Origin of the sequence: Actinomadura sp. DC4 (assembly GCF_030406325.1) — a bacterium.
Classification (GTDB): domain Bacteria; phylum Actinomycetota; class Actinomycetes; order Streptosporangiales; family Streptosporangiaceae; genus Actinoallomurus.
The window spans coordinates 186,887-206,202 of record NZ_JAUEQY010000014.1 but is presented as its reverse complement, the minus strand read 5'-3'; the positions used below and the strand labels follow the sequence as shown (position 1 = coordinate 206,202).

General features: G+C 67.9%; 17 protein-coding genes and 1 other RNA gene. 10 read left to right on the top strand and 8 right to left on the bottom strand.

Annotated elements, in window-relative coordinates:
* The first annotated feature begins 278 nt into the window (after positions 1-278).
* Positions 279-674 carry a hypothetical protein gene (locus tag QWU11_RS23820; protein ID WP_290116588.1) on the top strand — a complete coding sequence of 132 codons (396 nt, stop codon included), beginning with the start codon at positions 279-281 and terminating at the stop codon, positions 672-674.
* A 248-nt stretch (positions 675-922) separates the two neighbouring features.
* Complete coding sequence (locus QWU11_RS23815) at positions 923-1,837, top strand: LysR family transcriptional regulator (protein ID WP_354670889.1); 915 nt, start codon at positions 923-925, stop codon at positions 1,835-1,837.
* Positions 1,838-1,860: 23 nt separating this feature from the next.
* Here QWU11_RS23815 and QWU11_RS23810 read toward each other — a convergent pair whose 3' ends face one another.
* From QWU11_RS23810 to QWU11_RS23795, 4 genes are all read right to left on the bottom strand, one after another.
* Positions 1,861-2,319 (bottom strand): hypothetical protein, encoded by a 459-nt coding sequence (locus QWU11_RS23810; RefSeq protein WP_290116586.1) that lies wholly within the window; start codon positions 2,317-2,319, stop codon positions 1,861-1,863.
* A gap of 143 nt (positions 2,320-2,462) precedes the next feature.
* Positions 2,463-3,296, bottom strand: a complete 834-nt coding sequence (locus QWU11_RS23805) for a GNAT family N-acetyltransferase (RefSeq protein ID WP_290116585.1) — start codon at positions 3,294-3,296, stop codon at positions 2,463-2,465.
* A gap of 25 nt (positions 3,297-3,321) precedes the next feature.
* Positions 3,322-3,903: a dihydrofolate reductase family protein gene (locus tag QWU11_RS23800; RefSeq protein WP_290116584.1), complete on the bottom strand. Its 582-nt coding sequence runs from the start codon at positions 3,901-3,903 to the stop codon at positions 3,322-3,324.
* Positions 3,904-3,927: 24 nt separating this feature from the next.
* On the bottom strand, positions 3,928-4,599 hold the full coding sequence (locus QWU11_RS23795; RefSeq protein ID WP_290116583.1) for a TetR/AcrR family transcriptional regulator: 672 nt from the start codon (positions 4,597-4,599) through the stop codon (positions 3,928-3,930).
* A 98-nt stretch (positions 4,600-4,697) separates the two neighbouring features.
* On the opposite strand from QWU11_RS23795, the gene QWU11_RS23790 reads away from it, so the two are divergent.
* A complete protein-coding gene (locus QWU11_RS23790; RefSeq protein WP_290116582.1) occupies positions 4,698-5,720 on the top strand; it encodes a medium chain dehydrogenase/reductase family protein in 1,023 nt (340 codons plus the stop codon).
* Positions 5,721-6,096: 376 nt separating this feature from the next.
* On the opposite strand, the gene QWU11_RS23785 is transcribed toward QWU11_RS23790, so the two are convergent.
* Entirely contained in the window at positions 6,097-6,672 is a 576-nt protein-coding gene (locus QWU11_RS23785; protein ID WP_290116581.1) for a hypothetical protein, read from the bottom strand.
* 269 nt (positions 6,673-6,941) lie between these two features.
* On the opposite strand from QWU11_RS23785, the gene QWU11_RS23780 reads away from it, so the two are divergent.
* The 5 genes from QWU11_RS23780 to QWU11_RS23760 all read left to right on the top strand — a co-directional run bounded on the left by QWU11_RS23780 (position 6,942) and on the right by QWU11_RS23760 (position 10,846).
* Positions 6,942-7,181: a hypothetical protein gene (locus QWU11_RS23780; protein WP_290116580.1), complete on the top strand. Its 240-nt coding sequence runs from the start codon at positions 6,942-6,944 to the stop codon at positions 7,179-7,181.
* Positions 7,182-7,726: 545 nt separating this feature from the next.
* Positions 7,727-8,002 (top strand): hypothetical protein, encoded by a 276-nt coding sequence (locus QWU11_RS23775; RefSeq protein ID WP_290116579.1) that lies wholly within the window; start codon positions 7,727-7,729, stop codon positions 8,000-8,002.
* Between the two features lie 37 nt (positions 8,003-8,039).
* Entirely contained in the window at positions 8,040-8,732 is a 693-nt protein-coding gene (locus QWU11_RS23770; RefSeq protein WP_290116578.1) for a hypothetical protein, read from the top strand.
* A 411-nt stretch (positions 8,733-9,143) separates the two neighbouring features.
* Positions 9,144-9,752, top strand: coding sequence for an RNA polymerase sigma factor (locus QWU11_RS23765; protein WP_290116577.1), 609 nt, complete (start codon positions 9,144-9,146; stop codon positions 9,750-9,752).
* A complete protein-coding gene (locus tag QWU11_RS23760) occupies positions 9,749-10,846 on the top strand; it encodes a CU044_5270 family protein (protein ID WP_290116576.1) in 1,098 nt (365 codons plus the stop codon). Before QWU11_RS23765 ends, QWU11_RS23760 begins: the two co-directional genes overlap by 4 nt.
* A 60-nt stretch (positions 10,847-10,906) precedes the next feature.
* On the opposite strand, the gene QWU11_RS23755 is transcribed toward QWU11_RS23760, so the two are convergent.
* Positions 10,907-13,195 (bottom strand): LuxR C-terminal-related transcriptional regulator, encoded by a 2,289-nt coding sequence (locus tag QWU11_RS23755; RefSeq protein WP_290116575.1) that lies wholly within the window; start codon positions 13,193-13,195, stop codon positions 10,907-10,909.
* A 127-nt stretch (positions 13,196-13,322) separates the two neighbouring features.
* Between QWU11_RS23755 and QWU11_RS23750 the strand changes: the two genes are divergently transcribed.
* Positions 13,323-14,075, top strand: coding sequence for a DUF4386 domain-containing protein (locus tag QWU11_RS23750; protein WP_290116650.1), 753 nt, complete (start codon positions 13,323-13,325; stop codon positions 14,073-14,075).
* A 938-nt stretch (positions 14,076-15,013) separates the two neighbouring features.
* Positions 15,014-15,781, top strand: coding sequence for a hypothetical protein (locus QWU11_RS23745; RefSeq protein ID WP_290116574.1), 768 nt, complete (start codon positions 15,014-15,016; stop codon positions 15,779-15,781).
* A gap of 682 nt (positions 15,782-16,463) precedes the next feature.
* Here QWU11_RS23745 and ssrA read toward each other — a convergent pair.
* Together ssrA and QWU11_RS23735 are read right to left on the bottom strand one after the other, a co-directional pair.
* Positions 16,464-16,838: a transfer-messenger RNA gene (ssrA, locus tag QWU11_RS23740) on the bottom strand.
* A gap of 648 nt (positions 16,839-17,486) precedes the next feature.
* Positions 17,487-19,316 carry a penicillin-binding transpeptidase domain-containing protein gene (locus QWU11_RS23735; RefSeq protein ID WP_290116573.1) on the bottom strand — a complete coding sequence of 610 codons (1,830 nt, stop codon included), beginning with the start codon at positions 19,314-19,316 and terminating at the stop codon, positions 17,487-17,489.

Sequence of the window (19,316 nt, the reverse complement as noted above, 5' to 3'; positions counted from 1 at the left end):
GCGCGACGATGTCGACGTTCTCCGGGAGAAGCGGCCCGCCGACCGGCGATTCGACGGGCTGACCACGGATGTATCGCGGCGTGTCACTTGCGGAACACTATGGGTGACGTTGCTGGACGTGAATGCGTCGGACCTTCATAGAAGTCTGAACTCGGAGTAATCACTGTGTAACAGTACGGATATGGAGCGCTCGGGGGCGGGCTGCTATCGCCACCCGCGACTTTGAGGGGCGGCGTTCCGGTGGCACGATGTCTTCGTGACCGTGACCCGAAAGGACGATGCCGCGTAGGCGGCCGAAGGCCCTCCGCGCCGAGCGCTGGCGGCCTCCTCCTCATGTTCCCGTACGGCGCCTGCACGGCTTGTCCGCCCAGACGCGCGTCGCCATCCGGCGGTTAGAGCACGAGCATCTCTTCCCGAACGCCGTCGCGATCTTCCTGCACTTCTTCGACGAGGCGTTCCGGCTTCCGTACCGCTATCTGAACGCCCCCGGCGTCAGCGGCCCGACCCTGCACTGCGCGGAGGTCCGCGAGAAACTCGACCTGGTCCTGTTACATCTGCCCGAAGGCGCCCGGACCGACCTCGGCCGCCTGGTGGCACAGATCGACGCGGAGACCGACCGGCGTACGTTCTGGCATCCGGCCTGGGTACGCGACTGGCGGCAGGACCGCGGCTGACGGTTCGCCCGGCCCGCTTTGGTGGCTTCCCGCCGCAGGCTCAGGGAAATCGCTGCGACGGGAAGCCGTTGGGGGATGGCTTCCCACGCGACCGCTGTGGGTCGGCAACGGGAAGCCTCCGGGGGGCGCACCGGCCTGCTGCCACCTCTCCCACGTCCCTCACAATGCATGATTGACCTGCGGCGATGCCAGGACCTGATTCCTCCCTGCTGATAGGTACGGCCTCCCAGCGACGTAGCATGGGTCAGGTGGAGCTTCGCCAGCTGCGCTACTTCGTCGCGGTGGCCGAAGAGCTCAACTTCGGTCGCGCCGCCGAGCGGCTACTGATCGCCGGGCCCTCCCTGTCGCAGCAGATCAAGGCGCTTGAACGGGACCTCGGCGTACGACTGTTCGACCGCGACCGTCGTTCGGTCAGCCTCACGCCGGCCGGGGCGGCGCTGCTTCCGCACACGCGAGCCCTGATCGAACGGGCCGATGACCTGCGTAATCACGTGGCGCGGGTGTCCGGCTCCGAACCGGTCTGGCTCGGTTACGTGACCTGGCTGCCGGCGGACGTGGGCTCACGCGTCTTCGCGGTCGCTCAGCTGCACGTCGACCCGTGGGCCGGCCCTTCCCACACGCAGGCCGAGCGGGTCTCGACCGGCAGTCTGGACCTCGCGATCTGCCGGCTGGGCGTGGACGACCTGGAGCGGTACCGGCTGAACGCCCGACTCCTCGGCGCCGACCGGCTCTTCGCGGTCGCGATCGGAGACGACACCACCGACGTCCGCGTGGAAGACGCCATCGTGCTCGTCGCCGACGGGAAGACTCCGTGGTCGTCGTGGAACGCCTACGCCGAACAGCTCTCCCGCGACACCGGCGCCCGTCTCGTGCACGTCTCCGACTGCGGCATCCTCGGCGCCGCCTTCTTCGACCACGTACGCGCGCACGCGCGACCGATCGTCAACTCCCCGAGGGGCCAGACCGCCACCTTGCCGTCCGACCTGGTCAAACGGCCGCTGGTCGCACCGCGTGTCCACTGGCCGTGGTCCGTCGTCTGGCGGCGCGACGAGGCCCGCCCGGCCGTCCTGGCCACCGTCGAGGCTCTCACCGACGGCGTCGGCGACCTCGGAGTCAACGCCCCGGACGCCTGGCTTCCCAAAGACGACCCCAACCGGCGCTAAGTCTTCGAGACAGGCGCCGGGAGTCAGAGGCAGCACCAGCAGTAGAGCCGGTCACCGGCCTGCCGGGCACGGCGGGCGAGCGCCACGAAATCATCGATGAGTTCCCGCGCGTGGACGACGTCCATATGGCCGCTGAACTCCTCGATCCGCGTCCATCGCTCGGCGATCGCCGGCAGCGCGCTCTCGTCGACGTCCGCGAGCGCGTCGCGTACCGAAGCCTTGAGCTCCGACAGCCAAGGGCCGGTCTGCCAGGGAGAATCCTCCGGCAGACGCTCGAACTCCTCCACCGAGGCCGGTGCGGTCTCCTGAGGCGGCCACACATTCACGCCGTCGACCAGGTCGACGCTCCAGGGCACGTCCAGAATGAACCCCAGCAGTTGCCCGAGAATGACATCAGGGTCGATTCCCTTGGCGTCTATCGCGTCCACGTCTTCGCGAACGGTGGTCGGTCCCTGTGGTACGCCTTCGCCGTCGTCGAGCATTCGAAGCGCCGACTCTCCGTCCGGTGCCCGGAAGTAGTCGAAGAGAACACCCATACGCCGCACCTCTGCCGATGTCTCAAGATCCAGAGCAGAGCCGATCATAGATCGCCGGCGCCGCCGGCCGTCACCCCGGCGCCATGAGTTCAGGGCTGTTTCACCAGGATGGCGCGGGTGTAGAGCAGGTCGAAGCCCTGACGCTGCGCGTTCTGCTGAGACTTGGACCCCGGCTGCGTGGTGATGACGGCGACGTCACAGCCGTTGGCCGCCGCGTCGGCCAGCCGGGCCGACAGCAGCGCGGTCTGGACACCGTGTCGCCGGTGCGCAGGCGCGGTCGCCGCACCCGTGAGCTGCGCGACGCCGTCGGCCATGCGAACACTGGCGCCTCCGGCGACGACCCCGTCGCGTACCGCCACATAACGCGTGACACCGGCCGTCGCGAGGTCGCGTACGGCCCTCGCGAGGACGTCACGCGGAAACTCCTCGTGCGACGGAACCCCTTGCGCGTCGGGGTGAGCGAAGCCCTCGACCACGACGTCGAGCCAGCGCCCGAACTCCTCCTCGCCGCTCGGCCGTACCTCGATCCCGGGCGGCGTGACCCGCTCGGACGCGCCGGTGAGGGCACGGCCGAGCACGTTCTCGAACGAGATGAGCCGGTAACCGCGCTCGGTCACCAGGGCACCGATCGCGGGGTCGGCGAGGTGGCACAGCTCGACCTGCACGGGCGACCCGCAGGCGGCGAAGGCCTGCTCGATCTCGTCGAAGTCGCTCGCACTCGGAACGCCGCCGAAACCGAGCCCCGCCACCTTGTTGAGCGGCGAGTCCTCTTCGGCGAAGCTCGCCACCCCGCCGGCGATGGGGAGCACGAATCCGGGCGCGTCCACCCTGCGGCGGCGAGCGGCCTCGCCGCCGTTGGCGATGAGCTGCACCTCGGCCCGCTCGATGCGCCCGGCCAGGTCGATGCCGCAGAACAACGTCATGCCCAGACCCTAACCAGGCGCCGGGTCATCGGCGGACGCGATAGCGAAGGTGGGTGGCCTCTCGTCCCCGTACGACCTGGGTGGTATCGAGTTCGATGTGCTCGGCGCCGAGGTGTTCGAAGAGCCGGCGCCCCTCACCGAGCAGGACCGGGATCAGGTGGATCTGGATCTCGTCGAGGAGATCCGCCCGGAGACAGTGCTGGGCGGTGCCCACGCCGTGGACCAGCACGTTCTTGTCTCCCGCGGCCTCCTTGGCCCGGCGTACGGCGTCCCCGATGTCACTCACGAACGTGACGGCGGGCCACTGCGCGTACTCGGGCGTGGGCTGATGGCGGCTGAAGATGAAGATGGGAACGCCGTCGTGATGGTCGCCGCCCCAGCCTCCGGCCGGTTCGAAGGTCCCCCGGCCGGCGAGCACCGCGCCGGTGGAGAGAAAGTCCTCGAGGACCTTTCGATCGCCCTCGTCGGCCTGTGCTAAATCTTCCAGGCCTTCGGTCCATTCGTGGAGGCGCTCTCCGCCGTCCCCCAGACCATTGTCCGGCCGCTCATTGGGGCCGGCGATGAAACCGTCGAGGGACATGGACATGTACAGCACGGTCGAGGACATGACAGGTGTTCTCCCAGATGGCGCTTACTCGAGCGGGTCGATCACGGAGTCGGCCTCGGTGGCATAGAGCAGGCCAGGGTCGAAGTTCATGCCGGTGAAGTGACCCGCGACCTCAAGACTGACGACGCCGTGCAGCCGTGTCCAGAAGGTCAGCGCGCGACGGATGGCGGACGCCGGGGCGGGGTGGTCGGCCGCCCACTGCCGGTGGTCGGCCAGGTGGTCGTCGAGAGCCGTCTCACGTGCGGAGACCGACGCGGCGCCGGCTTCGGCGAAGGCGTCGAGCAGGACCGTCATGAGGCGGCCGGCGAGTGCGGTCGCCTCGGGTGGGGCGGCATAGCCGGGCACCGGTGTGCCGTAAATGAGCAGGTAGCGGTGGGGGGCGGCCAAGGCCCACTCGCGCAGGGCGGTCGCCACCGCGGCCAGCCGTGCCGCGGGCTCGGCGTCGGGTGCCGCGGCGGCCTCGCATGTGTCGGCCATGTCGCGGTACGCGTCGAGGACGAGTTCGGTGATCAGGTCGTCGCGGTTGCGGAAGTAGCGGTAGAGAGCAGGACCGCTGATGCCCATCTGTTTGGCGATGGCGTTGAGGGACAGCGCCGACGCGCCGGTGGTGGCGACCTGCGCCCAGGCGTGCGCCTTGATCTCGTCGCGCACCTGCTCGCGGTAACGCACCCGCGGGCTCTTGACCGCATCGCCCATGCCCCGTACTCCTCGCTTGACACCGTCACGGTGAGCCCATAATACTCTTGTTAGAGCTTCTAACTTACGCAACAGGGCGTAACGATCTGAGGAGTGACATGGAACAGCGCACCGAGATCCTGCTTCCGGGTGTGGTGGACCCCGACGGCCTGCAACTGCGTACGTCATCGATCCCGGTGCCCGGCGCCGGGCAGGTGGTGATCCGCATGGAGGCGACCGGCGTGTCCTTCGCCGAGCAGCAGATGCGCCGCGGCCGGTACTACGATCAGCCGCCATTCCCGTTCGTGCCCGGGTACGACCTGGTCGGGACCGTCGAGGCCGCCGGAGCCGGTACGGACTCCGCCCTGCTCGGACAGCGCGTCGCGGCGCTGACCAAGATCGGCGGCTGGGCCAGCCACGTGACCGTCGAGGCCGCCGACGTAGTGCCGGTACCCGCGGGTGTGGACCCGGCCGAGGCGGAGACCGTCGTGGTCAACGGCATCACGGCCTGGCAGATGCTGCACCGCAAGGCCCGGGTCAAGGCCGGCCAGACGATCCTGGTCCACGGCGCCAACGGCGGCGTCGGCTCCACCCTCGCGCAGCTGGCCCGCCTCGCCGGAGTACGGGTGATCGGCACCGCCTCCTCCCGCAACCACGACAGGCTGCGTGACCTGGGCGTCATCCCGATCGACTACCGGACGGACGTGCCCGCCGCCGTACGCGAGCTGGCTCCCGAGGGTGTCGACGCGGTCTTCGACCATCTGGGCGTCAGCAGCGTGCGTCAGTCGTGGCGGCTGCTCGCGCCGGGCGGCACGCTGGTCTCGTACGGGAGCGCCGCCACTCTCGACGACAGCGGGTCGAAGCAGCTGCCGGTGTTGAAGATCCTGCTGCGAGTGTGGGCGTGGAACGCCCTGCCCAACGGGCGGCACGCGTACTTCTACAACATCTGGGCCGGTCGGAGTCTCGCCAAGCGGCGGTTCCGCACCCGGCTGCGGCAGGACCTCACCCAGGTCCTGCAGGCGATGGCCGAGGGACACATCGACGCGCAGATCGCGGCCCGTTTCCCCCTCGCCGAGGCCACCGACGCCCTGCGCCTGGCCGAGTCCAAGACCGTCACCGGCAAGGTCATCCTCACCCCCTGAGTCGCCGGAGGCACCATGAACCGTTCTGTGGGAGAGATGGCCCAGACGACGATGGCCGCGATACCGGCGCGATGCGCGACTCGTGGGTGCATGTCGGCCGGCTGTGGACCAACGGCGAACCGTTCCTCGCCGTCGACGCCGCGCTTCGCGGTTCGTGGCACGGCAGCGACGACGACTTCGACCGGATCGTCGACGTCTGGCCGCGGGAGACCGGCATTCCGGTCGGCGACGGACGAGCGGTTCTCGTCGGCGGCGACGGCGTCGTCCGCGACGACAGCTGGATCGAGGTCTTCGCGGCGGCGAACGGCCGTGTGGCGGTCGTCCAGGCCTGCGGTCATCGCCCGGTGGCTGCTCGTTCCAGAGCAGGTCGCGTGGGCTATCGGGGCTTGACGAGCATGGCGACGACCCACCGGTGCTTGCCGATCTTCCGGCTGCGGGTGAATCCCAGCCGTTCGTACGTCGACAGCGCCCCGTGGTACAGGAATCCGGCGGACACCGAATCGGCGCTTTCCGGATATCCCTCCACGGACCCTCCGCCGAGAGCGGCGATCATGTCCAACGCCCCGGCCAGCGCGACGGCGGCCACACCCTGACGCCGGTGCCCCTTGCCGACATAGCAGCAGGCGATCCGCCAGTCCGGGATGGCCGTACGGCCCTTCTCGTACGCCGCGCGGTTCTTGATGCGGGGCAGTTCTCCCGGCGGACCGAACTGGCACCAGCCCAGGCAGTCGTCGCCGAGGAAGACGAGTGCCGCGTGTGCGTCGTCCGTACGGACGCGAGCCAGCTTGCGTTCGCGGTTCTGCTCCGCCGTGGTGCCCTTGCCGACGCCCTCGGGGTGGAATCCCATACACCAGCAGCCGCCGAAGACACCGTTGTTGCGCTCCACCAGCGCGGCGAACGCCGGCCACGTCGACTCGTCGAGAGGCCGGACGCTGTAGCTCGCTGCTGCCATGCGGCAAACATAGCGGCGCCTTCTCGCGAAATACCACCTCAGAGCCATGGCCCCTCGCCGAGGAAGAAAAACTGCGTCGTACTCTGTCGTGCACTGAACCGTTTCGGTATCTGCCCCGTATGCGGAAGTGTCCAGTTCAAAACGGGCGACCGTTTTCCGACCTCAAAGGAGACGCCTCTTACATGGGTGCTCGCATCAAGACCCTGCTGGGTCTGACCGCGGCGGGGATTTTCGCATCCGCTCTCGTTCCCGCAGCGGCACATGCGGACGTGTCTTTCAGATTCTGCAATGTCAGCGGGAACATCAACCCCTCCGACGAGTATGTGGCGTTCCCGTACCGCGGGTGGTTCTCCTCCTACGTCACGCCTCCGGGCGCCTGCTGGAGCGCCACGCTCGGCGGTGTGGCCAGCGACGAGGCGGTGGGATACCGGCAGGTCAACGGGCAGTGGCTGGCCGTCGCCACCAAGTATTTCAGTGACTCCTCGGGCGGGGTCGAGTTCGACTTCTGACCACCCGCGGCCAGGCGACCAGGTCGCCGGGCGGAAGACATGAACGGTGTCGCCACGCGGATGGCGTAACGTCCCGGCCGTTGCCGTAACGCCTTCTCTTGCCGGTAATTTCCCTGGCCACCTTGCGGTGGCTGATATTGCCGTGCTCGCAATTCGTACCGAGAAAGTCTTCCGGTCACCGCGCCCAGCCGAATACATCATGCGGCGGCGTCACCCGCAAGGGCGACGCCGCCGCATGACGAATATGAGCGACGGCGCTACTCGCAATGCGGATGGTTGCATTTCGTCGACTTCTCGCGCCATGCCTTGCGGGAGCGGAAGCTCGCCGCCGGCAGGGGCCTTCCTTCTTCGACGTGACGGTCAGGTGGACGACCATCACCGTGCGGCGTCACCCGCATGAGCGACCCCACCGCCGGGACGCCAACGGCACTGCCCATCACCGATCTCACGGGCCGATCTTCGGACGTCGCGCCTGCCTGCGGGCTAAACTTCTCCCGCTGAGGATTATAGCATTTTACGATGGGATGACACATATCATGCAATGGATGTCCGATAATTTGCACAAGGCTTCCCGGACGCTCGACGATGTGATCTCCACAGTGGAAGGCGTCGGCCGACATGATTGGACAAGCTCGAAAGGGTTCGGCGACGATCCTCTCGGGCTGGTGGTCCACGCACTCTTCGCCCGCAACGGCGATCAACTGCGAAACGACCTGTCCACCCGGACCACCGCGCTGAGCGACCACAGCAATAACCTGATCACCATGGCCCGCAACCAGATCGACGCCGAACAGGCCAACGTCAATCAAGTCGATCACTGAATGCGTTGACGAGAACAAAGGTGTCAGGGGATTTAAGGTGCCACTTACAGCAGGCTCGCTCGCGTCGTTTTTGATTCCTTACTGGCCGGACGCGGATGTCTCTTATTTGAAAGAGCAGACGGCCCAGGTCCGTGCGCACGCAGAATCCTTGCGGAGCGCCTCAGGTGATATCCACATTGCGGCACGAACGGCAGGCTCCGGCAATGACGGACCTGCCACCGAAGCGGTCTCGGACGTGCTCACCGGCCCCCAGGGGCATGCCCAGGAACTCCACAACGCCGCTGCTCAGGCCGACAGGCTCGCCGACGGTCTTCAGCACTACGCGGTCTCGGTCGAGGTGATCCGAGCGCTGGTGCTGATCGGCATCGCAGCCGTGACGGCGGCCACCATCTTCGGACCGGAGGCCGGCCTGGCGCGGCTGCTCGCTTACCAAACTCAGGCGAAGACGATGCGGAACGCCGTCGCGAAGAAACTCGCCGAGGTGTTCGAGAAGGCCGAGGAGCGGGGCGGCGGCACCATCATGAAGATGGGGCGCAAGGACGGCTGGAGCGGAGATGCGAGCAAGAGCGCGAAGAGTGTCGCAAATGAAATGGCTCTTGGCGACAAAGACGCCGCCGAAAGAGCAGCGCGAAAGCTCGACAAGGATGCCGCCCGCGCCCCAGAGAACTCGGACTACGCAAAACAGCAAAGAGCGGCGGCGCACCTGAAAAGGACCGGACAGGACAACTGAGGAGGATGCCCGCCTCGCAAAAGTAGGCAAGATCTCGCGACGCTTGAAGTTCACACCCCTTCTTTTGATCGCCTCGGCGAGCGCGGAGGTCGGACACGGCGACCTCCGCGGTTCCCGCCGGGGTTGACCCGCGTTTGCGGCGAGCCTGCGACGGCCTGCCCACGCCATCGTTCGCACCGGCCATCGCCGTACGCCGAGTCCCCCACAGGGCACCAGGGGACCGGGCCGGCCCATGCGAACCTGGATGACCCGCTCATGACGCCGCGATCGCCTCTCGCCGCGGTGAGCCGGTGGCAGCCGGGCCGTTCCCCATGCCGGACGCCATGGCGGGGACGAAGAGCTCAGGGTTCGGGCAACAACACGTGACAACAGTCCACGCCGATGGATAGGCCTTTTATGAAGGAGCCACGTGTGACCGTTACCGCCGACGGCTCGGCCCCCGCTGGGGAGACCGGCGACGCATCGGTCATCAAACGGTCCTGGCATGAGCCCGAACGATTTGGCGCGATCTTCGACGCGTATTTCACGGAGATCCACCGGTACGTGGCCCGCCGTCTCGACGTGCATGTCGCCGACGACATCGCCGCCGAGACGTTCCACGCTGCCTTCCGGCAGCGCCGGTCCTACGACCTGTCCCGCGACAACGCCCGCCCGTGGCTGTACGGCATCGCGACCAACATGATCGGGCGGCACCGACGCGACGAGGTGCGCAAGCTACGCGCCCTCGAACGCCTGCCCGCTGATCGTGGCGCCGACGAGGAGGAGGAGGAACGGATCGCCAATCGAGTGAGCGCATACGGCGCCCGGGAAAGGCTGGCCAAGGCGATAGCCGCTCTACCGGCGGGCCAGCGTGACGTGCTGATGCTGATCGTCTTGGCGGAGCTGACCCAGGAGCAGGTCGCGAAGGCCCTGGACGTCCCGCCTGGCACCGTGTCCTCGCGGCTCAATCGGGCCCGAAGGAGACTACGGAAGGCGCTCGGCGGGACCAATCCGCTTCAGGATGAGGAGAAGACCCGATGAACGAGACGAACGAGCTGGCGGAGGCACGGGCGCTGTTCGACGATCCGCCCGCACCGACGCCGGAGGTCATCGCGGCGGCCCGGGCCAGGCTGACCGAGGGCGACCCGGTCAGGTCGCACCGTACGAGGCGCCTCAGGGTCGAGCGCCGGACGGCATGGCTCACCACCTTCGCCCTCGGCTTGGCCGGGACGGTCACCGCGGCGGCGGTCACGATCGCCATGGTCGATCATCGCGGCGTGCGCGAGCCGCATGGACACCCGTCGGCGCGCGCTCTGCTGCTGGCGGCCGCCCAGAGGGCCGAGGCCGCGTCGCCGGCCACCGGCAGATACTGGCATCTGACGATCCGTGGCGATGAGCTCATCCAGGTGGGAAAGCCCGGCCACGCCACTTACCAGGTGTACGCTCCGACGCGGTCTGAGATTTGGATGTCCGCAGACGGGCACGGCCCCACTTGGGAAAAGTCACAGGATCTCGGCGCCAAGCCCGCGACCAAGGCGGACTGGGACACATGGCGCGACGAGGGCGCGCCCACGACCTTCAGGGGAACGGACACCGGCGACGAGATCTCCTCCAAGCCGGGCAGGTCCCACATCGACCGGATCAAGCCGGGCTATGAAGACCTGTTCGGCCAGCGGCTCACCCCCCAGGACGTACAGGCGCTGCCCGCCGATCCCGGACGGCTCAAGATGACACTGACCCGCCTCATCAGGCGCCAATCCTCCCGCGTGACCGATGAGCAGCTCTTCACCTGGAGCTCGACCGTGCTCTCGTACTCCCCGGCGTCGCCAAAGGTCCGTGCCGCCACATACCGGATGCTGGCCGGCCTGCCCGGCGTCAAGAAGCTCGGCACGGTCACCGACCAGGCCGGTCGTACGGGCACGGCGGTGACGATCAACGCCGGCATCGACGACCAAGCGTCCACGTACGGGACCCGCCTCATCATCGATCCGAGTACCGGCCGCGCCCTGGCGACCGAGACGGTCATGACGGGCGAGGGCGGGAGCGCACCGGGTACCGCCGGTCTGGAGCAGGTGGCGATGTCGAACGTCATCCTGCGCACTGGCTGGACGAACAAGGCACCGTCCGGCCGGTGAGAGCCTGCCCAGGCGGACACAGTGGACTTGGCCATCGCTTACTCGAACACGAACGACCGGCTAGAGGTCCGACGTCGCGATCCAGCCGGCGATCTGGGCTCGTGAGTTGAAGCCGAGCTTGTTCATGATGCTGCGGACGTGGCTCTCGACAGTGCGCTCGGATATGAACAGGCGTACGCCGATCTCTTTGTTGCTCAGACCGTCGGCCACCAGGCGCGCGACGTCGGCCTCCCGCTGCCGGAGAATTCCGGCACTGCCACGGGCCGAAGCCGCGAGGTCCGGACGGGCGGCGTCACCGAGCGCCAGCCTTGCGGCGGTGTCCCGGCTGAGCCGCTTCCCCGCTTCGAACTCGGCTTCGAATTTCGATCGGCCGAGCGCCGCCTCCGCCGACTTCGTGGCCTGCGCCAGAACCGGGGCCATTCCCGCGTTGATGCCGGCCGCCACTTCGGCGCGGAGGTTCTCCATCGCCCCGAAGAGCCGCGCGGCGAGCCCCGGGTCCCGTGACCCGATCGCGCAGCAACCCAGCGCGCCGAGCAAATGGCACTGGGCGACCCGGTCGTCGAGCTGGTGGGCGATCCGCAGACCTTCGGTGAACCGCTCTTCGGCCGCACGAAAATCTCCGGAGATCAGCGCGGCGAAACCCTGGTTCAGCAGCATCATGTCGAGGCTGTAAAGATCTCCGGCCGCGCGGCTGAGCCGTACGCCCTGCGACGTCGCGGACCGTACGGCGTCCAGATCCCCGTCCAGAAGGCCGTTGAGCGCCTGGGCCTGGTACATCATGAGCGTCGTGCCCAGGTCGTCAAGACCGTCGGCGACGGCCTGGGCCTCGTCGAACAGCCGCTTCGAAGACGCGCGATCGCCGGCCATGTCCGCCGCGATCGATGCCATGGCGAGCGACTGCGACAGCACCTCCCGCTGCTGCGCCGTCCGGGCCGCGGTCACGCCCCGTTCCAGGGCCGGCATCGCGCCCGCCGGATCGTTCTGCAGTACGGAGAGGAAGCCTCGGACGAAGTACGCCCAGGGGTGCGCGGAAGGCCCGGCCTCCCGGACGAGCAACTCTCCGAGCCACCGTACGCCCTCGGCCGTCGCGCGAGTGATCCAGAACCAGATCAGGAAGGTGGCGAGATCGATGCCGCGCCCGACGTCATCGTGATCCAGACAGCGCCGCAGGACGGCTCGGATGTTGTCGATCTCCAGCTCCGCCCACGCGAGCCACTCCGGCAGCCGGTACCGTCCTTCCGTCGCGAAACGCGCACACCGCGACAGGTAGTGCTCGGCGCAGCGCAGTTCGAGAGCGTCCTCGTCGCCCTGCTCGCGCAGCTTGAGGCGCGCGTACTCCCGCATCGTCTCGTGTAGCCGGTAACAGGCGGCCCCGGCGGCGTCCTCCTTGATCACGAGCGACTTGTCGATCAGCGACGACAGCAGGTCCAGCGCGTGTGCCGCCGGGACCTCGCCGGCGCAGCACACCGACTCGACGTCCTCCAGCGTGAATCTGCCCGCGAACACGCACAACCGCGCGAGCAGCGTCCGCTCGGCCGGCGTCAGCAGGTCATGGCTCCACTCAATGGTGGTGCGCAGGGTCTGGTGCCGTACGAGGGCGGTCCGGCTGCCGCCCGTGAGCAGCCCGAACCGGTCGCTGAGGCGGTCGTGGATCTGCTCGGGTCCCAGCGCCCGCGTCCTGACGGCGGCCAGCTCGATCGCCAGGGGCAGCCCGTCGAGGCGGCGGCACACGCCGACGACGGCCGCCTGGTTGGATGCGGTCAGCTCGAAGCGGCCCGACGCCGCCGCCGCTCGTTCGACGAAAAGCGTGACCGCCTCGTTCTGGCGCAGCTGGGCGAGGTGCCCGGCGGCGGGCAGGTCGAGGGGAGGTACGGGAAGGACGTGCTCGCCGGCCACTGAGAGCGGCTCCCGGCTGGTCGCGATCACCCGGACCCCCGGCGCCGCCCTGATCACCTCGCCGATGAGCTGAGCGGCCGCTTCGAGCAGGTGCTCGCAGTTGTCGACGATCAGCAGCAGCTCTTTGTCCTTGAGGTAGGTACGGAGCAGAGCCGGCGGCTCGGTGGCTGCCTGGTCGCGCAGGTCGAGGGCGGTCATGACGGCGTTGCCGACGAGCGCCGGATCCCGGAGCTCGGCGAGCTCGGCCATCCAGACGCCGCCGGGGAAGCCGCGTCCGAGACTGATCGCGGTACGGATCGCAAGACGGGTCTTACCCACGCCACCGGGCCCGACCAGGCTGACCAGACGCGCGGCTGCCAGCTTCTTCCTGATCTCGGCCAACTCGTGGCGGCGACCGACGAAGCTCGTCGTCTCGGCGGGCACGTTGCCCGGCCGGTGGGTGGTCCTGGGCACGAGCCGAACGTACTACTCCCCCGAAGCCGCTCGCTCAGTACCGGTTCAGGGATTCCACTGATGGCGGCGCCCAGCGTGATCCCTAGGCTCCGATCCAGCGAGCCGAAACGAACTGCGGGAGTCGTTGATGGACGTCATATCAGGCACTTCGCCGCAGCGGCTGGCGAGAATCGCCGGCGCCCTCTACCTGGTCAACATCGTCGCGGGAGCCTTTGCCATCGGCCTGGTCCCCGCCATGCTGATCAAGCCGGGTATAGCGACGACGGTGCAGAACATCCAGACCCACGAGCTGCTGTACCGGCTCGGCCTTGTGGCGCACATCCTGGTCACCATCACCAATATCCCGATGGCGGTCATCTTCTATGACCTGTTCAAGGTGGTGAACCGGAGACTCGCGCTACTGGATGTGTTCTTCACGCTGGTCGCGACCTCCGCCGAGGTCGCCGGACTCCTCAACCAGTTCACCCCGGTCGTCCTTCTGGGCAACGGGCACTATGCGAATACGCTGTCCACGGCCCAATTGCAGGCTTTGGCGTACCTGCCCAGCGATCTGTCGACGATCGACTACAGCATCTACGGGGTGTTCTTCGGCCTCGACATCATGTGCGTCGCGTACCTGCTCCTCAGGTCGACGTTCATGCCGAGCACCATCGGGGTGCTGCTGGCCGTCGACGCCCTCGCCTATCTGGTGTACGGCGTCGCGGACCTTCTCTCACCAGGGTTCACGGCCCACCTGGTCCCCTGGGCCCAGCTGCCCACGATCCTCGGTGAGGGATCGCTCTGCCTGTGGCTTCTCATCGCCGGCGTGGACGTGGACCGGTGGAAGAGCACGCCATGCCGGACTTCGGGCTGGATCGGCCGCCTGACGAATGGCCATTGAGCGCGGAGGGCCGGGCGGCCGCGTCTCGCTTGACCGCCCGCCTGTCTCGGGATGCCCGCCTTGTCGCAAGCGGGGAACGCAAGGCGTGGCAGACGTTGGGCGATGGCTCGTGACCGCCGGTTCAACGAGGTCAGCCGCGTCGAGCCCGGGGAGGCCGGCTTTCGCCGACTGCGCCGGCACGGCTCAGGCTCACCGACCCCGGCAGCTTCTGAGAACACCTTCGGTTTCCGCACGCACATCTCGTGGACACGCATGATGGGACGCTCCGGCGAATCGCCGATCTGCCCTGAAGAAGGCCGTACGCCGGACCGGACAACGCGAAAGCGGCGGCATCGCCCACCTGGGCGACACCGCCGCTGACGACGGAAACACCAACGGCGCTACTCACCACCGCCTACCCGAACATGAGCGATCAGCTCAGCGGAATACGGTGAACATCTGTGCGCTGTGGCCTGCAAGTACCGCTGACCGACATCTCGTTGGCTCTGCATGACCCCACACGCTGCATCGGTCGTTGAAGCACTGGAAGGCCGCGATCGAACGTCCAGCGGGTCGTGGAGGCAGCCCCCGGCGATGCGCATCGGGACCGGTTCCTCTATTGATGTGTTCTGCTCCACGCGCGATCGGTAGAGGGGATACGCCCCGATTCGATCCACAGATTCTGTACTGCCTTCTCTACTAGTATCCGTCTGCTACTTTGATCACCATTTCGATGGTCTTTCAAGTGGATATCGAGGCATGTCATGTCATCTCCTATGCACCGTTCAGGGCTCTCGCGCAGGCGCCTTATCCAAGCTGTCGGCATCGCGGCGGCGAGCACGGTTCCGCTTGTTGCCGGGCGGACGGACGCGGCAGAGGCGACAGACAGATCGTCTCGGCACGCGGCAATGCTCGTCGGAGCGGCTTCTCAGGAGTTGTCGGGGTCGGACCTTCCCGCATTGGACGCCGTGGCCGGACCTTGGACGGTGCGTCGCTCCTACGGCAGTCAAGCGGACGGTATCCCTGGTTCGTTCGCCACCTCGGTGGCCGGAATAGACGTCGGCAAACGCGCCTCGGTGCTGTCGTTGAAACCCGATTTGACCGCGATGGCGGACGGTTCGCTGGACGCAGCCGTGATCGCGTTCGTGAAGTCCATCCCCTCCGGACACCGCACGTTCTTGACGATCTGGCACGAACCTGACGGCAAGATTCGTAGCGGCAAGTTCACCCTCGAAGCATGGATGGCCGCCTTCAAACGGTTCTGCGACCTCGTGCACCGTACTGGAGGCCCGGCCGTCTACACGGCGCTCATTCTGGAGGCCTGGTCCGGGCAGCATCCGGAGCCTGGGAGCACATACCAGGAACTTTGGCCAGGACGAGACGCCACTGCATGTCCCTATGCGGACGTGTTGGCCGTGGACGGCTCAAGCGACAGCGGTAGCGAAGAATCCTTGTGGGGGCCCGCCCGTGAGTTCGCGGCACACGTGGGCGTTCCATGGGCCATCTCCGAGATCGGTTGCAAAACCGAACTGTCCGTCGACTGGATGGCCCGCAACGCCGTTTACGCCGCTGACCATGCCGCAGCCTTCCTGTGTTGGTTCTCGAATGACAACAACGCCGTCCCGACTCCGGGTACCGACCCGGCCGCCGATTCCTGCAGCCATCAGATCAGTCTCGCCTACCACACCGATCCCGACACCTATGTGCTGCCGGGAAGGCATCGGTGACGATGCCAGTCCGCTGACCTCCGCCAATGCCGGATCCATCTGGCCGCCGCATCCGCCGGCGCCGGGCGCAGCAGTCGGACGGCCGTCGCCCGTACCTGAACACGACACCGCCTCGCGGCGGCATGGAGATGCTCCCACCGCCCATACGAGCCGTGGACGAACAACACCGTCCGATGAATGGCCCTCCTCCGACAGCCACCCGTGGCGGGCGGTTTCAGGAGTCGTCGCACTACCGAAGCGAGGCGTTCGGCTGGGGTTCCTCAGCCGAGCGTTTTGCGTGGTCGGCCGTTGGGGCAGGCGGCGACTTCGGCCGGGTGCTCGGCGGTGTGGGTGGATGTGCCTGCCCACCCCAGCCCGCAAGGGCGCTGTGGGAGGCGGAGCCCCTCACATCGGGGAGTTCCGGGGGTCGCCCCCCGGACGCTCCGGCGAATCGCCGATCTGCCCTGAAGAAGGCCGTACGCCGGACCGGACAACGCGAAAGCGGCGGCATCGCCCACCTGGGCGACACCGCCGCTGACGGCGGAAACACCAACGGCGCTACTCGCCACCGCTCCGTCGAGCCGATGTCCGAGCAACGCCATTGAACGAACCAAGTGCTCCCCCTCCGACCCCAGCCCCGCAGGGGGCGTGGGGGCGGAGCCCCCACATCGGGGGGATCGGGGGGTCGTCCCCCAAGGAACACCAGTGGAGGTGGCGGGAATCGAACCCGCGTCCTTCGGTACCAAGACAGGGCTTCTCCGGGCGCAGCCTGCTTAGCGTTTTCTCAGCCCCGGCGCTCACGCAGGCGTGTCGCCGACAGGCTCAGCCGCTGTTTGGTTTCCCTGTGATTCCCGCGGCCGGGACTACAGGTTTAGTCTCCTAACGATGCCAGACCCCGAGTCGGAGACGCTCCCGGGCTGACAAGTTCGCTACCTAACCTCAGGCGGCAAGGGCGAACTGAGTGCGCTTAGAGTTGGCACTTGTTGTTTTGCGGTTACAGGATTTACGAGGTCACAACCGCAACCCTCGGCCCGCTTCCCCATGCCTCGACATACCAAAGTCGAAACCGATCACCCCCATGTTCAGTTGTCAACCGGACACCGAAGCGTCCGTCACGACGACCGTACACGCACAACACCGGCCACGCCAACGAGATTCCCGCCTCTGGTGGGTGACACACGGGCATCGAGGCGGATCCGCTGCTGTGCGGGTGACGGGGCGGCGTAGTGACGGAGGTGGTGTGGCGCCAGAAGTGGCGCATGCGGGGCGGATGGTGGCGCGGATGACACGGGTGAACGCGGTGCTGGGCGGCGAAGGTGGTGCTGGTGGGCCGAGCCCGGCGGTGACCGTAGAAGGTGTCGGTGAGCCGGCGCTGAGGAACGAGTGAGCCGGCGCCGACGTGCACGCGGCGGGGGTGGGGTCCGGGCTGCCGTGAGGATCGCGGCTGTGGTTCCGTGGTCGTGGCCCCTGTCCTCGTGGCCGAGACCGTCGGGCTTGGGTGATGAGAACCCCCGTGGGCGTGGACTAGGCACACCCACGGGGGTGACCGGCAGGGTCGGGCCGGTCCGGACGGCAGAGCCTCCCCCGAGACGAGGCTCTGGTCTCATCACGGCGACTGAGTCCGCAACCCCCCAAGCGGAATCTCAGTCACCTGTAAAGACGCCGGCCACCCCGGAGACGGTTGATCGCCCTCGGTCAAGAATTGACAAAGTGTCAAGCAGACTGGTCAGCCCGATGCTCCCCGAAGGAACTTCGCCGCCACCGCCGACGCGTTGACCTTGCCCTCGACCGCCAGCGCGAACGCGATGTTCCCCCGGAAGCCCACGAACCACGACACCGTCTTCCCCGACCCGTACGGCACCACGGCCGTCACGCCGCTCACCGGGGAGTTCGGCAGGTTGGCCGACCGGGCCGGACCACTCTTGACCGACGACCGCAGCAGCGGCAACAGCGCCGAGATCGCGTCCGAGTCGGGCGACCGTGGCTGGATCGGCTGCGGGGCGGACGGGTCCTTCAGCAGCTTCGGCGGCTTCCAGGTGCCGTTCTCCATCGCGGCCGCGGCCAGGGCCATCGCCAGCGGGCTGACCTCGATGCCGCCCTGGCCCACCATCGCGGCGGCGCGGTCGGCGTCGTTGGCCGGCGGCGGCACCGAGCCGGAGAACGACGGCAGCGGCAGAGTCCACGGGACTCCGATGCCGAAGCGCGACGCGCTCGTCTGCAGGTCCTGGTACGCCAGCGACCGGTAGAGCGACGCGAACGCCGTCGGGCAGCTCCGTACGAAGTTGGCCTGGAACGTCGAACCCCGCGAGCCCGTGGCGTGGAAGACCTCGTCGCCGACCTTGTACGTCGGCGGGCAGGGCACCTCGGCGCTGAGCTTCTGGTGGTACCCCAGCAGCGCCTGGGTGGTCACCATGCTGAACGTCATGCCCGGCGGATAGTGGCCCTCGAACGCCTGGTTCTTTCCATCGGTCTGATGGTCGGCGCCGGCGAGGACCTCGCCGGTCGCCTGGTGCACGGCGGCCAGGGACGCGGGCACGTGCAGCCCGCTGAGGGCGCTCTCCGCCGCCGCCTGCACCTTCCGGTCGATCGTCGTCTGGACCGGCTGGCTCAGCGCGCCCGGCAGCTCGTACAGCACCTGACTGCCCTTGCCCGACGGGTCCTGGGCGACGACCTTCACGGTGGGGGTGCCGGCCAGCCGGCGCTGGTCGAGCACCTGGAGGCCGGAGACGCCGATCGTGTCGCCCGGCTGGTACGGCGCGCCGACCTGCTGGAGCAGGACCGCGGTGGCCGGGCCGAGCTGGCCGACGACGTCGCCGGCGGCGGACGGCGCGATCTGCAGATAGCGGGTACGGGCCTGCAGGCCCGGCACCTGCAGCAGCTGCGCGGCGACGCCGGCCTGCTCGGGGAGCTGGAGCGTCACCAGCGGCAGGAACTCCTGCGGCGGCGCCGATCGTACGCGGCCCAGAACACGGTCCTTGTCCAGATGCGTGATCTTGGAGAGGCGGTCGAGCGTGGTGTCGGGCTTGGGGAGCTGGCCCGGGAGCACGCCGACGATCTCGACCTTGGTCTTCTTGGTCAGCGACCGGCCCTTGGAGTCCTTGATGTAGGCCCGCTGTGGCGTCTCCGTCACGACCGCCAGCCGCTGCCCCTTACCGAGCTTCGGATGGATGATCGACGGGCTCCACACGACCTTCCAGTTGCCCCCTGAGCGGTGCAGGCGCATCTGGCTGCCGTAGTCCCACGGCGGCCCGTTGTCGCCCAGGTCGATGCGCACCTCGAACTGCGCCGTCGCGTCGTCGCCGTCCTTGCGGACGTGGCCGAGCGCCAGGTGCAGTGCGGCGAGGTCGAGCTGGCCCGGGAGGGACTCGAGCGCCTCCGCGACCATCTTGCGGTCGCCGTTGGTCTGTTTGGCCGCGCCGGAGTAATTGCCGTTCTGCCAGGCCACGAGGAAGTCGCGGACCGTCGGCAACGGCGAAGGCTCCGCGAAACACCCCGAGACAGCCGTCGTGACCATCAGCACCCCGGACAGGGCGGCCACCCCACGGACCCGTCGCAT

Excerpts from the sequence above, each read along its gene's own strand:
- QWU11_RS23820 (WP_290116588.1), top strand. The coding sequence starts at position 279 with ATGCCGCGTAGGCGGCCGAAGGCCCTCCGCGCCGAGCGCTGGCGGCCT.
- QWU11_RS23810 (WP_290116586.1), bottom strand. The coding sequence starts at position 2,319 with ATGCTCGACGACGGCGAAGGCGTACCACAGGGACCGACCACCGTTCGC.
- QWU11_RS23805 (WP_290116585.1), bottom strand. The coding sequence starts at position 3,296 with ATGACGTTGTTCTGCGGCATCGACCTGGCCGGGCGCATCGAGCGGGCC.
- QWU11_RS23800 (WP_290116584.1), bottom strand. The coding sequence starts at position 3,903 with ATGTCCTCGACCGTGCTGTACATGTCCATGTCCCTCGACGGTTTCATC.
- QWU11_RS23795 (WP_290116583.1), bottom strand. The coding sequence starts at position 4,599 with ATGGGCGATGCGGTCAAGAGCCCGCGGGTGCGTTACCGCGAGCAGGTG.
- QWU11_RS23790 (WP_290116582.1), top strand. The coding sequence starts at position 4,698 with ATGGAACAGCGCACCGAGATCCTGCTTCCGGGTGTGGTGGACCCCGAC.
- QWU11_RS23785 (WP_290116581.1), bottom strand. The coding sequence starts at position 6,672 with ATGGCAGCAGCGAGCTACAGCGTCCGGCCTCTCGACGAGTCGACGTGG.
- QWU11_RS23775 (WP_290116579.1), top strand. The coding sequence starts at position 7,727 with ATGTCCGATAATTTGCACAAGGCTTCCCGGACGCTCGACGATGTGATC.
- QWU11_RS23760 (WP_290116576.1), top strand. The coding sequence starts at position 9,749 with ATGAACGAGACGAACGAGCTGGCGGAGGCACGGGCGCTGTTCGACGAT.
- QWU11_RS23750 (WP_290116650.1), top strand. The coding sequence starts at position 13,323 with ATGGACGTCATATCAGGCACTTCGCCGCAGCGGCTGGCGAGAATCGCC.
- QWU11_RS23735 (WP_290116573.1), bottom strand. The coding sequence starts at position 19,316 with ATGCGACGGGTCCGTGGGGTGGCCGCCCTGTCCGGGGTGCTGATGGTC.